Raw genomic sequence first — 14,534 nt, forward strand, 5'->3', positions numbered from 1 at the left:
GAATATGAGTAACTCTAAACAAATCCTTGGTACCCCATGGTTTGTAAAAGGAGACATCAATGGATTTTTCGGACTGTTTAGTAATGTACTAACGAACTTTCTTGCTGCAATCGGACTGCTTGTTGCCATCAACATGCCGAGAGATATTGTATATGGGCATATAGTTCCTGCAGCTGCGCTTACCATTGGGATTGGCGGAATCTTTTTCGCTATTCAAGCTAGACGCAAATCATTAAGAGAAAACCGTGATGATGTTACTGCACTGCCATATGGGTTAAGTGTACCGCATTATTTTGTAGTATCGTTTGCTGTTATGCTGCCAGTATATGCCAACACCCAAGATTGGGTGCTGGCATGGTCAGTAGGTATTGCTTGGAATTTAGTCCAAGGAATTATCATGACATTAGGTGCTTTTGTCGGTCCTTATATTCAAAAATATATTCCACGTAGTGCCTTGCTAGGCTCCTTGGCAGGTATTGCTTTAACGTATATTGCTATGAATCCAATGGGAGAAATATTTACTACCCCTTATATTGGGCTGATAACATTAGTCATTGTTCTTGCTGGATGGTTAGCCCATAAAAAATTACCAGGTAATATTCCAGCTGGGTTATTAGCTATATTAATTGGAATGATCCTTGCTTGGGTCACTGGTTACATGGATGTAGCTGCTGTAAAAGAGGCAGCTAGTGGATTCTCCCTTGCGTATCCTAGCTTTGCATTAGGACATTTGGCTGAAGGTTTTGCCTATTTATCACCATTTTTAGCTGCTGCTATACCTTTAGCAATTTATGATTTTCTTGAAAGTTTGGATAATATTGAGAGTGCTGAAGTTGGTGGAGATAAATACCCTACGACTTTATCACTGCTTGTTCCAGGATTGTTAACCCTTTTTGGAGCAGCACTTGGAAGTGTTTTTCCAACGATTATTTATATTGGACATCCCGGATGGAAAAAGGCCGGTGCTCGTGTAGGTTATTCGATGGCGACAGGTGTTGGGGTTATCATTATTTCCTTTATCGGTTTATTGCCGCTAATGATGTCAATTATTCCATTAGTTGCTTTACTGCCAATCCTCGTATATATTACGATGACGATTGGTACACAAGCATATAGTACTGCAAAAGTAGAACATATGCCGGCAATGTTCTTAGGGTTAACTCCTTTTGTAGCAAGTTATATTATTCAACAGGTCGACAATGCTTTAGCTGCAGCAGGTACAGATGCAGCAACAGTAGGCTTTGATGTACTTGCCAATAATGGTATTAAATATGTCGGCTGGGATACGCTAGGTTCTTCCGATATTCTCGTATCGATGATGTTAATTACAATTGTCATTTTTTTAATTGATAAAAAGTATAAACTTGCTGCTGTATATAGCTTTGTAGCTGCTGCTCTATCCTTTGTTGGCTTGATTCATGCTCCTGAAATTGGTTTTGGTGCAGGTCAGACAGCTGCATTAGGTTATCTTGCAATGGGGATTACTCTATTAGCACTTTACTTCTATCGAGATAAAGATGAATTAAACGAGTTTAATTCATAGATAATTGGTGATTTTTATGAAAGATAAGCATTGCCAAATCCATGTAATGGATAAGCATTTACTTGATTGGTTCAACCAGTTTCAAACAGGTGAACAAATTGGAGAAGTTCATAGTATTTTTGACAAAGTTATAAATTTTGTTTCCAATGATGGCAGCATGCTTTTTTCTCTAGCAAAAGATCGAATTATTCAAGCTCCAAAAATGATGAAAACAACAGATGAAATCAGCTTTAATGCTATGTGTTCATCTATAAACCCCAGTAATCATGTCAAAAAAGTAGGATATAAAGCAATTCAAATAAAAGATTGGAAATGGAGCTATACGACTTCAGAAAGGTGGGAAAGGGAGCTTTCATCCCTTTCCCAAGTGAAACCAGAATTATCAGAGTCACATTTAGCTTATATCGATGCATTTATCGAAGCAAATGGACAAGACAGTGGACTATTATCTGCTTGGAAGGATTTTATTGTAAAAGGTGAAGCGGGAAGTGAAAGCAGCATCGATAATATTTATTTCTGCCCATTTGTAAATGGGCTTAAAACCATTACAGAAGAAATAGAAAAACAACTACTAGAAAAATTTGTGTATCGTTTTGCCGGTTTAGGAGTTGGATTAACTCCATCAGGCGATGATTTTCTAATTGGTTTACTGTCAACATGGCAATATTTTGGTTTTTCTTTATATCAGGATTTTATGAACAACGGCAAAGTTGATTTATCCATTTTAAAAAGAAGAACAACAGATGTTAGTTATTTTATGTTAGAAAATTGCTGTTTAGGTTATGTCAATGACGCTTTACTTGACTTACTAGAACATATCGATACTCATCCAATGAACCAATTACAGCAAGTTTTATCTATTGGCTCAACTTCCGGTACCGATATGTTAATCGGCGTAAGCTTTGCATACCGGCAATTATTAAAGCAGCAAATTTTGCTTGAAGATAAGAGATTTGATTAGTAACAAATTAATCCATTTTTTTGGATGTTGAAAGGGTTTTAACTGTATTAAATTCGGAGATCAATCGCACACGGAAATTTTTCGTGGAAGGTATTTTGAAAATGAGTAAAAACAATAACGAGAAAAATCGTATAAAGAATTAACTACAATTAAGAGGTTTTCCCCTTTATCTCCCATCTAAGGTGATGTAAGATTTTTAATTCAAGAGTTACGAAGAAGTTTAAGTGGGAGATAACGACACCTACATGCCTAATGTGTTCTGGGTTGATAGGACAAGAAAAGCTTCGACAGCGATACTACACACGCAGAAAAATCATTATTTCTTTTTCAAGGGCAAGGAAATAAACGACAGCGATACTTCGCACGCAGAAAAAGTTTTATTTCTTTTTCAAGGACAAAGAAATAAACGACAGCGATACTTCGCACGCAGAAAAAGTGTTATTTCTTTTTCAAGGACAAGAAAATCAACGATAGCGATACTTCGCACGCAGAAAAAGTGTTATTTCTTTTTCAAGGACAAGGAAATCAACGACAGCGATACTTCGCACGCAGAAAAAGCATTATTTCTTTTTCAAGGACAAGGAAATCAACGACAGCGATACTTCGCACGCAGAAAAAGTGTTATTTCTTTTTCAAGGACAAGGAAATCAACGACAGCGATACTTCGCGATTTTTTAAGGATGACCGAGATTTTAGCCTTTATTTTATCAGCAGGGGATGAAAGAAAACCATTACTGAATGAAGTTTTACTTTAAATCATGAAGGAGGAAATACGAATGGCTTCAATTGTAAAAGTAGAAGCGAATGCATATCACGATTCCGTTACATTAATGTCTTTATCTGGAAAAATTAAAAAATATGATGGTGTAGAACAAGCGGTTGTATCAATGGCTACACAAATGAATAAAGAGCTATTAAATAATATTGGATTAATGACACAAGAGGTACAGGCTGCAACAGAAAATGATCTAATTATTGCTGTAAAAGCTGTAACGGATGAGCGTGTAGAAGAAGTCATCGGATTTATTGAATCAGAATTAACTGCTAAAAAGTCCAAAAAAGAAAAAAATGGTAACCAACCAGTTAAAACAATTCATGCAGCTATAAATGCGATGCCAGAAGCTAATATGGCTATTATATCTGTTCCGGGTGAGTATGCTGCACGTGAGGCTAGACAAGTATTAAAACAAGGTATACATGTTATGCTTTTTAGTGACAATGTTTCTATCGAGGATGAAAAATCACTAAAAGAATTAGGTAGGGAAAAAGGTTTATTTGTAATGGGTCCTGATTGTGGAACGGCAATTATAAATCATAGTGGATTATGTTTTGCAAATAAGGTGAGTGAAGGAGAAATAGGTCTCGTAGCTGCATCAGGTACAGGACTGCAAGAGGTTACGGTGCAAATAGACAAGCTTGGTTACGGGATTACACAAGCAATTGGAACAGGTGGTCGTGATCTTCATGAGGAGATTGGCGGTATCATGATGCTGCAAGGGCTTAAAGCATTAGAAGCTGATGAAAAAACAAAAGTGATTACCTTAATTTCTAAGCCGCCAGCTCCAAAGGTTCAAGAAAAAATTCTGGCCGAGGTTAAAAAATGTCAAAAACCGGTAGTTGTCTGCTTCCTAGATAGAGATGCACATGCTGTTGAAGAGGCAGGAGCCATATTTTCTCCAACTTTAATCGATGCTGCACGTAAAGCTGTAAAATTGGTTGATCCGGAAAAAGAGATGGATACAGAAATTGATGAAGCAGCTTCTAACTGGGTAAAAGCTGAACAGAAAAAATTAGCAGATTCACAACAATATATTAGAGGGCTTTTCTGTGGTGGTACTTTAACTTCAGAAGCATTATCACTCATTCGTGATGCTGGATTAAAAGTAAAAAGTAATGTTGCTAAAAAACAAGCGGAAAAATTAAGTGAAGTTCATACTACTACAGGTCACACGTTACTTGATTTAGGTGATGATGAATTTACGAAAGGTAAACCACATCCAATGATTGATCCAACATTAAGAAATGAACGAATTGTTGCAGAGGCTAAAGATCCTGAAACAGCTGTTTTATTATTGGATTTTGAATTGGGATACGGCTCACATGAAGATCCGGTTGGGGTCAGCTTAGAGTCTCTTCAAGAAGCAAAACAAATTGCAGCACAAGCAGGAAGACATTTACCAATTGTTGCATATATATGTGGAACTTCAAAAGATAAGCAAGATTATCAACAACAAGAGAGGAAGCTTGAAGCTATAGGGGTACGTGTAGCTGACAGTAATGAGATGGCAACTAAAATTGCAACGATGCTCGTTAAGGAGGTAAATTAATATGAGTAACATCCAAGATCTATTTAAAGAAAAGCTACATGTTATTAATATTGGTACATCAACATTTAAAGATGATTTGGACTTACAAGGAACAGAAGCAATTCAACTTGATTGGCAGCCACCTGCTGGAGGAAATATGGAATTAATTAATGCATTAGACTATTTCCAAGATAATGAAAGAGTAGTCAATGCTAATAAAGAAGCGATCTCCCGAATAAAAGCGGCTCATCCATTTTTAGTAGATATTGACTTAGCCAAAAATGTGATTCCGGGGATGCATAGCAACATGATTCTTCATGCGGGTCCTCCTATTGCATGGGAAAATATGGCTGGACCAGTTCAAGGAGCAATTATCGGAGCATTAATTTACGAAGGCTTAGCCAATAACGAAGAAGAAGCAAAAGCTTTAGTCGTAAAAGGAGAAATTGAGTTTTCTCCCTGTCATGAGCTTTCAGCAGTTGGACCGATGGCAGGTATTGTATCTCCTTCCATGCCAGTTCATGTTGTTGAAAATAGAACTCACGGAAATAAAGCATATTGTACAGTAAATGAAGGGTTAGGGAAAGTACTACGATTTGGCGCTTTTTCGGAAGATGTAATTCATCGCTTGAAATGGATAAAAGACGTCTATGCAAAAGCATTGAAAAAAGCATTGGCATTAAGCGATGGCATAGATCTTAAATCAATTACTGCCCAAGCATTGCATATGGGAGATGAATGCCATAATCGTAACAAAGCTTCTACCAGTCTTTTTTATCGTGATATTACCGATTACTTTTTACAAACGGATTTGGATAAAGAACAATTACGTGAGGTAATGCAGTTTATTAAGAATAATGAACATTACTATTTAAACCTTTCTATGCCGGCTTGTAAAGCTTCTTTAGATGCAGGACATGGTATCCCTTATTCTACAGTTGTCACTACAATGGCGCGTAATGGTGTAGAATTTGGTATTCGTATTAGCGGCCTTGGTGAACAGGAGTGGTTTACTGCACCAGCTAATTTTGTAAAGGGACTATTTTTCCCTGGTTTCTCAGAAGACGATGCTGCACCTGACCTTGGTGATAGTGCGATTACGGAAACGATGGGGATTGGCGGTTTTGCAATGGGTGGATCTCCAGCAATTGTCCAATTTGTTGGTGGTGAAGTAGCAGATGCCATTCATTATAGTGAACAAATGTATGATATTACAGTTAGTGAAAACAGTAATTATTCCATTCCAACACTAGATTTCCGCGGCACTGCATTTGGCATAGACGTATTAAAAGTAATTGAGACGGGAATTTTACCTGTTATTAATACTGGGATGGCAAGTAAAGTTGCAGGAGTTGGTCAAATTGGTGCAGGTATTGTTCACCCACCAAAGGAATGTTTTGAAAAGGGACTAATGCGTTTTTATGAAGTTTACGGGGAGGGTGGCATCAATGGGTAAAGTGTTAATTGCTCTTGGGGGTAATGCACTTGGTAATACCCCCAAAGAACAACTTGAGCTTGTACGAGAGTCTGCTAAACCAATTGTAGATATGATTGAGCAAGGGCATCATGTTATTATTACACATGGAAACGGGCCGCAAGTAGGAGCAATTCATATAGCATTTGACTATGGCTCCAAAACAAATATTAATATTCCTAAAATGCCATTTGCAGAGTGCGGAGCTATGAGTCAAGGGTATATTGGCTATCATTTACAAAATGCCATACGAGAAGAACTATTAAATCGGTCAATCCGTAAATCTGTATCAACTATTATTAGCCAAGTTATTGTCGATAAGGATGATCCAGCTTTTGAAAATCCGACTAAACCAATAGGATCCTTTTTATCTAAACATGAAGCGGAAAAATTAATGAAAGAAACAAATGATGTCTATGTGGAGGATGCCGGAAGAGGATATCGCAAGGTAATCCCTTCTCCTCTTCCAATTAAAGTAGCAGAAAAAGAAGTTATTGCTGATTTAGTAGATGCCGGACATATTGTGATTACCATTGGTGGCGGTGGTATTCCTGTAATTGAGAGGGAAGCAAATGTTTTAGAAGGAGTAGATGCGGTAATTGACAAAGATTTTGCTAGTCAGTGTCTGGCAAATGAATTAGATGTTGATTTTCTTTTTATTCTTACTGCTGTCGAGAAAATAGCGATTCATTACGGAAAGCCTAATCAACAAGATCTTGAACAAATGACGATTGCTGAAGCAAAGAAATATATTGCTGAAGGGCATTTTGCACCCGGCAGTATGCTTCCTAAAGTTCAGGCCGCCATTCAATTTGTGCAGGGACGTTCAGGAAGAAAAGCAATCATCACCTCATTAAATAAAGCTAAGGAAGCGATTTTAGGTAAAACAGGTACTACGATATACAAATAATGGGGACGTAAATTTATAAACGATGAAGCTGATATAATGAAAGTCCATTGTATCAGCTTCTTTACTTATTTAGGTGATTACCCTCATTTCCGCATCGTGGATAGCTTTGGGTTAGAATTAAAATACAATTAAAAGATATTCGGTTTTTAAATGAGTTAAACAATATTCTTCCACAAATGATTGTAGTTAAGCAAAGTCTGTAAAAGGATCATTTCCATCATCACCTATTGTATAAATACTTTATGGAATGTTCTAATAGCAATTGTATCATGAAAATCCTAGTTGCTGACCTTATCATCACAGAATAGTAGAGGATGAGCAATATGTTAGATCCATTATTCCTAACAGTATGTTATCACTACCTTTAAGAATGGAAAGATCGCTTACTAAGCTCTTAAAACTTTAACAAAAGGTTTATTTTAAACTTTGATTCTACCAGAGTACTTCACAGCCACTTTTAGTCATCCTATCTAAAATTGCCTTATCAGGTTTTCTATCCGTAATAATAGAATCAATTAGGTGAAAGTCAGCTAGTTTAAAAAAATGAGATGTATTAAATTTGCTATGATCACATAATAAGATGGTGCTATCTGCATTTTTAATCATTCGTTGTTTTACCAGGGCTTGTCGCTGATTTGCTTCAAATAATCCCTCCGTGTTAACACCTCTACATGAAATAAAAGCGATATCAGCTTTGAAGTGATCGAAAAATTGAGTGGAAAGTTCTCCGACCGCTGCATTGGAAGCAAACTTTAATTCACCTCCAGAACAGTAGGTCGTCACATTCTGAAACATATTTAACCTTTGGGCTGTTTGTAATCCATTCGTTATAACAATTGGATTGGACTTCGTTTCAAATACTTCACACAAGAAATACACTGTGCTACTTGCATCCAAAAAAATAGCTTGATTATTTCCTATAAAATCCTCAGCAATTTCAGTCAGGTATTTTTTTTCTTGACTTTTCTCATTTACTCTCGAAATATAAGAAAACTCTATATTTTCCGATGAAACAAGTGAAACACTTCCGTGGTTTCGTTTTACTTGTTTCATTTTTTCCAATTCAATTAAATCTCTTCTCAACGTGGATCGACTACAATATACTTTCGATTGGAGTTCTTCTGTAGAAATTACTTTTCTAGTCTTTAATATATTCATGATTTTTTCTAAGCGCTCATTTTTTAACATCGATATCCCCACCTAAATGAACTATTTTGAATTTATTTAAAGACACAACACGAAAAAAGTAAATATAAAGCGTTTTCTTTGAATGAATATGAATGAAAATGAATAATTAAGAACAAGTATGATGATGAAAATTCATCTTCTACACCAAGTATTCTCAGACGTTACCTGTGAGCTATATAATAAGAATCGTAATCAGTATATCATTATTTGAAAGGGTATGTGCATGAATGAACAGCGAAATATCATTATGTGAGAGGGATGATAAATATAAGCGAGTAGAAAATATGTGATTAATTTCATAAATAGGAGAATGGAATGGTCCTAATTAACTTGTAAGATTTACACGAAATGTAAACGTTATACTAACGAACATAACACCTTTGGCAAAGCCAATTAAAATTGTAAAGTTATGATCTCAGTTGTAAAGAAGGGTTGAAGTGAAAGAAAGAGAGTTAGATGGGAAAGAGAAGTTATTAAAGTGATTTAATGAACAATCATGAAGAAGGTGGCTGTAATTCATGCTAATCCACCGATACAATCGGTTTAGCACAAATTCGAATAACAGATAGTTAATTGAAAGCGCTGTAAAAAAACAGCTTTGTTTTCTATGAGTTTAGTATATCACTATTAAAAGATATTTATTAAAAGGAGAATGAAAATGGACAATAGTAAAAGCTTCCCTAAGATTGGTATTCGCCCAACAATTGATGGACGTAGAAGAGGTGTTCGTGAGTCACTCGAAGAACAAACAATGCTTATGGCAGAAAACGTTGCAAAATTGATTAGTCGTTCACTTAAATATCCCAATGGTTCTCCTGTTCAATGTGTTATTTCAGATTCAACAATTGGGGGCGTTAATGAAGCTGCAAAATCTCATGAAAAATTCAAAAAGGAAAATATATGTGGAACGATCACTGTTACGCCATGTTGGTGCTATGGAAGTGAAACAATGGATATGACACATGATATTCCACATGCAATTTGGGGATTTAATGGAACTGAAAGACCAGGTGCTGTTTACCTTGCTGCTGTTTTAGCAGCTCATGCGCAAAAAGGAATTCCGGCTTTTGGTATATATGGGAAAGATGTGCAAGATGCAGAAAGTAAAGAAATCCCTGAGGATGTTATTGAAAAAATAATTCGGTTTGCTAAAGGAGCTCTTGCCTCAGGACTTATGAGAGGAAAATCTTATCTATCTATTGGATCTGTAGCTATGGGAATAGGTGGATCCATTGTCAACGAAGACTTTTTTCAAGACTTCTTAGGAATGCGTAATGAATATGTCGATATGAGTGAAATTGTTCGTCGTATAGACGAAGAAATATACGATAAAGAAGAATTTAAACAAGCAATAAATTGGGTTAAGGAAAATTGTAAAGAAGGGAAAGACAATAACCCAGCTAAATTACAACTATCTAAAGAAGAAAAAGATAAACAATGGGAAATTTCAATAAAAATGTTTTTAATTGCTCGTGATTTATTGGTAGGAAATCCACGATTGGCAGAATTAGGATTTGTTGAAGAGGCTGAAGGACATAATGCTATTGTGGGTGGGTTTCAAGGGCAACGTCAATGGACAGACCATTTTCCGAATGGAGATTTCTTAGAAACATTCTTAAACACTCAATTTGACTGGAATGGTCGCCGTGCACCACATGTTTTTGCAACAGAAAATGATAGCCTGAATGGCGTAAGTATGTTATTCAATTATCTATTAACCAATACACCACAAATTTTTGCCGATGTTCGCACTTACTGGAGTCCCGAAGCTGTTGAAAGTGTTACGGGAACAAAAATGACAGGTCATGCTGAAAATGGTTTCCTTCATTTGATCAATTCAGGATCTGCGACATTAGATGGAACTGGACAAGCAACCGATAATGGTAAACCAGTCATGAAGCCTTTCTGGGAGCTTACGGAAGATGAACAAAACGCCATGTTAGCCAATACAGAATTCCGTCCAGCTTCGGTTGAATACTTTAGAGGGGGAGGTTTTTCGACAAATTATCTGACTAAAGGGGATATGCCAGTAACGATGACACGAATCAATCTTGTTAAAGGAATAGGTCCTGTTTTGCAAATCGCTGAAGGTTATACACTTGATTTGCCGCAAGACGTTCATAAAACATTAGATGAACGGACAGATCCAACTTGGCCTACAACTTGGTTCGCTCCAAGACTTACAGGAAAAGGGGCATTTAAATCTGTTTATGATGTAATGAATAACTGGGGAGCTAACCATGGTGCGATTAGCTATGGTCACATAGGTGCAGATTTAATTACCTTGGCTTCTATTCTTAGAATTCCAGTCAATATGCATAATGTTCCTGAAGAAGATATTTTCCGCCCTCGTGCATGGTCTTTATTAGGAACCGAGGACTTGGAGAGCGCTGATTATCGTGCATGTACAAATTTTGGGCCACTCTATAAATAACCATGCTTTTTTATACTACAGGAAAGATAAAATTTTAGGATTTATAGTATAAGAAAAACTACAGCTTTTGCTAAAGACTTGGCGACAAGCCAAAGTTTTCTAAGAAAAGTAGGAGTGAATCATATGACTCAATATAAAACTTTAGCCATTGATTTAGGAGCTAATTCTGGAAGAGTGATGGAAAGTTATTTTGATGGAGAGAAAATTTCCTTAAAAGAGATTTATAGATTTGTAAACAGCCCAATACAAGCTAATAATAGCTTGTATTGGGACATTTTAAAACTCTTTCAAGAAATAAAACATGGAATAAAAATAGCTTCAAAAGAAGATGATTCGATACAAAGTATAAGTGTAGACACTTGGGGGGTAGATTACGGCTATCTGGATAAATACGGTGACATCATTTCTTTTCCGCATTGTTATCGTGACAAACGCATGTACGATGTTGAGGAAGATTTCTATCAAACAATAACTAAAAAGGTCTTCTTCATGGAGACAGGCGTCCAGCCGAGTGTCATTAATTCGGTGATACAAATTTATGCTGATATTAAGAAAAAACCATATCTTAAAGAGATAGTTGATTCCGTTCTGTTTATGCCGGATTTATTTAATTTTTTATTAACCGACAAAAAAACAAATGAATTTACTATTGCTAGCACAAGTGGACTTTTAAATGGAGAAACAAGAAATTGGTCAACGAGAGTATTTGAGGACTTAGATATTCCTGAAAAATGGTTTAAACCAATTACTGCTACCGGAACTGTGATTGGTCCAATCTCAAAGCAAATTGCAACAGATTTTCAACTTAAAGAATTCGATGTAGTTGCCGGAACTTCTCATGATACAGCAAGCGCGGTTTTGGCTATTCCTTACGAAAATAAGGAAAATTCTATCTTTATCAGCTGTGGAACTTGGTCTTTAGTAGGATGTGAAACAGAAGATACAATTTTAACAGAGGAAGTATTTAAACAGGGATTAACGAATGAAGGGTGCTTGGGGAAAGCGAACCGTCTTCTTAAAAATATAACAGGTCTATGGATTCTTCAAGAGTTAAAGAGAAATTGGAGTTATCAAAAAGAGGTTATTTCCTATCAAAAAATGACGGAATTGGCATTAAATACAAGGTCAGATCCTTCTATCATAAATGTGAATGATACCATATTTTCCAGTCCAGGTAATATGGTGAAACGTATTCAGGAATATTGTTCAAAAACAAATCAAGCCATTCCAGAAAATCAAGGTGAACTGGTTAATACAGTTTTAAACAGTTTAGCATTATCTTACCGTGAAACAATTGAAAGTATTGAGAAGGTAACTAATAAAACGATGGAAACAATTCATATGATCGGTGGAGGAACTCAAAATCATTTATTATGTCAACTGACTGCCAATATATGTAATAAAAAGGTGGTGGCAGGACCTATTGAAGCTAGTGCAGCAGGGAACATTCTATCCCAATTGTATGCTAAAGATAAAATTCACAATCAAAGTGAGTTTACTAGTATTATTAAGAATTCTTTTGACACAAACATGTATGAGCCTAAATCTTCCTTAAAATATGAAAAGATGTATCAAAATTATCTAGATATAAAAACGAATTATAAATGAAAGGAGTTAGTTTAATGACAAAGACAAAACCAAAAACAGCTCCTATTGTATATTTATTTGCAATTCTAGGAGGTTTTGCAGGATTACTTTATGGATATGATTCCGGTGCCATTGCTTTAGCACTTCCTTCCATAACAGATGCGTTTGGATTAAATGCGGCTGAAAAAGGATTAGTGGTAAGTTTCTTATTACTAGGTGCTCTACCTGCTATTATTGTTTTCACAGCTTTGGAAAAAAAGATTGAACGACGTAATGTTTTAATCATTGCAGGGGTAATATTCATTCTCGGGTCCATTGGATGTGCCATTGCAACAAATGTCTATAGTCTTATGGCGTATCGGTTCATGCTAGGTATTGCTGCTGGAATTGCTAATATGTATGGGTTAATTTATTTGTCTGAGCTTGCGCCCGCCCATATTCGTGGTTTGATGTCTTCTTTATATCAGCTAAGTGTTAATGTGGGGATTTTATCGTCTTATGCTGTAGGGGCCTACAATATTGTAAATGATGCATGGAGGTGGACTCTCGGTTTGGGGGTCGTTCCTGCTGTCGTCTTTGCAATAGGGATGTTAATTAGTCCTCAAAGCCCTCGTTGGTTAATACGTGATGGCAAAGAAGAAAAAGCACGAAACGTTTTACAGAAAGTTCGAGTCTCAAATAAAGAAATTGAACATGAAATCACAGATATTAAAAAAAGTTTACAGAAACAAGAAGCTGGTTTGAAGGAAATATTTAAAACGTTTCGTCCCGTTTTGCTATTACTATTTACGTTAACATTTTTTCAGGTTTTCACCGGAATTAATGCGGCAGTTTACTATGCGCCTGAAATGTTTGCCAATATGGGACTAGCTCACGCAAGTATTGTTGCAAACTATGGTGTAGGAATTGCTTTAGTTCTTTCAACGCTTATTTCCCTGCCGTTCATTGACAGATTGGGAAGGAAAAAAATGTTAATGATTAGTTTAGCTGGACAAGTTATTCCTTGTTTGGGGCTACCTTTATTCTCAGACAATGCAACAATAGCTGTCATCCTTATTTTCTTTTACGTGTTTATGTTTGGTTTTGGCTTAGGACCTGTGTTTTGGTCTTATGTACCGGAAATTTTACCTTTAAGAGCCAGAGCTTTAGGGGTTGGAATTATAACTTTCACCCAATATGCACTAAATTTTATATTTTCATTATCATTTCCAATATTACTAGAGTGGATTAGTATTAACGTATTTTATATTTATGGAGCACTTTCATTAATAGCTGTTTTCTATATTCACTTCAAGGTTCTTGAAACAAAAGGTAAAACCCTTGAAGAAATTGAAGATTATTGGATAAAAAAAGTGGGGGAATTAAATCATGTTGAAAAATATTCCTAAAAATCTCAGTCCTAAATTGATGAAAGTATTAATGGAAATGGGTCATGGTGATGAAATAGTATTATCTGATGCAAATTACCCTGCTCATGCATTAGGGAAAAGAGTGGTCCGAGCAGACGGATTGAACATACCTGATCTACTTGAAAGTATTTTAAAACTATTTCCTTTAGATAGTTATTCGGACTATCAGGCAGGGCTCATGAAAGTAGAACCAGGCGATGATATTATCCCTGACATTTGGGATAAATATAAAGAAAAGTTAGAACTGGCTTATCCACGGTTTAAAATAAAGGAATTTGAGCGATTCGAGTTTTATGAGCACTCCAAGGACTGCTTCGCCATCGTTTTAACAGGTGAAACAGCTCTCTATGGTAATTTAATTCTTAAAAAAGGAGTTATTTAGCAATAAACAATAAAACAAAAAATATCATATTTTATCCAACTATAAGGAATGAAATAGCGAATTGGATAATTTAATTAAAATATATTGCGGGTATGGCTTTTCTAATGTTTATTTATATGGCACACTCACTTATCGCTTGGTATATGCAGCCAGGTGTAGCCTGCGCGATACTTCTTCCAATTTTAAAATATAACGCAGATGATACACAAGAAAAGTATAGAGATATAGCTAAGGTCATCGGTGTAAAATTATTAAACTTACTAGAAGCTAAAGAAGCAGCTATGGAGGCTGTGGCTCATTAAGTAAGGATATTAGAATTCCTCAATCGCTTGCTGAACTT

Annotated in this window: 12 protein-coding genes; 11 read left to right on the forward strand and 1 reads right to left on the reverse strand. The window is 36.0% G+C overall.

Going from position 1 to position 14,534, the window contains the following annotated elements:
* Positions 1 to 4: 4 nt before the first annotated feature.
* The 6 genes from KQI21_RS08505 (at position 5) to arcC (ending at position 7,194) form a co-directional block, all read left to right on the forward strand.
* Positions 5 to 1,543 carry a SulP family inorganic anion transporter gene (locus KQI21_RS08505; RefSeq protein ID WP_216483771.1) on the forward strand — a complete coding sequence of 513 codons (1,539 nt, stop codon included), beginning with the start codon at positions 5 to 7 and terminating at the stop codon, positions 1,541 to 1,543.
* 16 nt (positions 1,544 to 1,559) lie between these two features.
* Positions 1,560 to 2,504, forward strand: a complete 945-nt coding sequence (locus KQI21_RS08510) for an oxamate carbamoyltransferase subunit AllH family protein (RefSeq protein WP_216483772.1) — start codon at positions 1,560 to 1,562, stop codon at positions 2,502 to 2,504.
* A gap of 245 nt (positions 2,505 to 2,749) precedes the next feature.
* A complete protein-coding gene (locus KQI21_RS08515) occupies positions 2,750 to 3,259 on the forward strand; it encodes a hypothetical protein (protein ID WP_216483773.1) in 510 nt (169 codons plus the stop codon).
* A gap of 21 nt (positions 3,260 to 3,280) precedes the next feature.
* A complete protein-coding gene (gene fdrA / locus KQI21_RS08520) occupies positions 3,281 to 4,831 on the forward strand; it encodes an acyl-CoA synthetase FdrA (RefSeq protein ID WP_216483774.1) in 1,551 nt (516 codons plus the stop codon).
* Position 4,832: 1 nt separating this feature from the next.
* Entirely contained in the window at positions 4,833 to 6,266 is a 1,434-nt protein-coding gene (locus KQI21_RS08525; protein ID WP_216483775.1) for a YlbE family protein, read from the forward strand.
* Positions 6,259 to 7,194: a carbamate kinase gene (gene arcC / locus KQI21_RS08530; RefSeq protein WP_216483776.1), complete on the forward strand. Its 936-nt coding sequence runs from the start codon at positions 6,259 to 6,261 to the stop codon at positions 7,192 to 7,194. The genes KQI21_RS08525 and arcC overlap by 8 nt, the downstream gene beginning before the upstream one ends.
* 432 nt (positions 7,195 to 7,626) lie before the next feature.
* Here arcC and KQI21_RS08535 read toward each other — a convergent pair whose 3' ends face one another.
* Entirely contained in the window at positions 7,627 to 8,382 is a 756-nt protein-coding gene (locus tag KQI21_RS08535; protein WP_216483777.1) for a DeoR/GlpR family DNA-binding transcription regulator, read from the reverse strand.
* Between the two features lie 658 nt (positions 8,383 to 9,040).
* On the opposite strand from KQI21_RS08535, the gene KQI21_RS08540 reads away from it, so the two are divergent.
* The 5 genes from KQI21_RS08540 (at position 9,041) to KQI21_RS08560 (ending at position 14,496) form a co-directional block, all read left to right on the forward strand.
* Positions 9,041 to 10,816, forward strand: coding sequence for an L-fucose isomerase (locus KQI21_RS08540; protein WP_373687641.1), 1,776 nt, complete (start codon positions 9,041 to 9,043; stop codon positions 10,814 to 10,816).
* A 123-nt stretch (positions 10,817 to 10,939) separates the two neighbouring features.
* A complete protein-coding gene (locus KQI21_RS08545) occupies positions 10,940 to 12,424 on the forward strand; it encodes a rhamnulokinase (protein ID WP_216483779.1) in 1,485 nt (494 codons plus the stop codon).
* Between the two features lie 14 nt (positions 12,425 to 12,438).
* The gene (locus KQI21_RS08550; RefSeq protein ID WP_216483780.1) at positions 12,439 to 13,791 is read left to right on the forward strand and encodes a sugar porter family MFS transporter; all 1,353 of its coding nucleotides are present in this window, start codon (positions 12,439 to 12,441) and stop codon (positions 13,789 to 13,791) included.
* On the forward strand, positions 13,772 to 14,194 hold the full coding sequence (fucU, locus tag KQI21_RS08555) for an L-fucose mutarotase (protein WP_216483781.1): 423 nt from the start codon (positions 13,772 to 13,774) through the stop codon (positions 14,192 to 14,194). The genes KQI21_RS08550 and fucU overlap by 20 nt, the downstream gene beginning before the upstream one ends.
* Before the next feature lie 92 nt (positions 14,195 to 14,286).
* Positions 14,287 to 14,496 (forward strand): hypothetical protein, encoded by a 210-nt coding sequence (locus KQI21_RS08560; RefSeq protein ID WP_216483782.1) that lies wholly within the window; start codon positions 14,287 to 14,289, stop codon positions 14,494 to 14,496.
* Positions 14,497 to 14,534: the final 38 nt, after the last annotated feature.

The organism is Virgibacillus proomii, from assembly GCF_018916875.1.
GTDB classification, from domain to species: domain Bacteria; phylum Bacillota; class Bacilli; order Bacillales; family Amphibacillaceae; genus Virgibacillus; species Virgibacillus proomii_B.

Coding starts and splice junctions, on each gene's coding strand:
- KQI21_RS08525 (WP_216483775.1), top strand. CDS start 4,833: ATGAGTAACATCCAAGATCTATTTAAAGAAAAGCTACATGTTATTAAT.
- KQI21_RS08535 (WP_216483777.1), bottom strand. CDS start 8,382: ATGTTAAAAAATGAGCGCTTAGAAAAAATCATGAATATATTAAAGACT.
- arcC (WP_216483776.1), top strand. CDS start 6,259: ATGGGTAAAGTGTTAATTGCTCTTGGGGGTAATGCACTTGGTAATACC.
- KQI21_RS08505 (WP_216483771.1), top strand. CDS start 5: ATGAGTAACTCTAAACAAATCCTTGGTACCCCATGGTTTGTAAAAGGA.
- KQI21_RS08560 (WP_216483782.1), top strand. CDS start 14,287: ATGGCTTTTCTAATGTTTATTTATATGGCACACTCACTTATCGCTTGG.
- fucU (WP_216483781.1), top strand. CDS start 13,772: ATGTTGAAAAATATTCCTAAAAATCTCAGTCCTAAATTGATGAAAGTA.
- KQI21_RS08550 (WP_216483780.1), top strand. CDS start 12,439: ATGACAAAGACAAAACCAAAAACAGCTCCTATTGTATATTTATTTGCA.
- KQI21_RS08540 (WP_373687641.1), top strand. CDS start 9,041: ATGGACAATAGTAAAAGCTTCCCTAAGATTGGTATTCGCCCAACAATT.
- fdrA (WP_216483774.1), top strand. CDS start 3,281: ATGGCTTCAATTGTAAAAGTAGAAGCGAATGCATATCACGATTCCGTT.
- KQI21_RS08510 (WP_216483772.1), top strand. CDS start 1,560: ATGAAAGATAAGCATTGCCAAATCCATGTAATGGATAAGCATTTACTT.
- KQI21_RS08545 (WP_216483779.1), top strand. CDS start 10,940: ATGACTCAATATAAAACTTTAGCCATTGATTTAGGAGCTAATTCTGGA.
- KQI21_RS08515 (WP_216483773.1), top strand. CDS start 2,750: ATGCCTAATGTGTTCTGGGTTGATAGGACAAGAAAAGCTTCGACAGCG.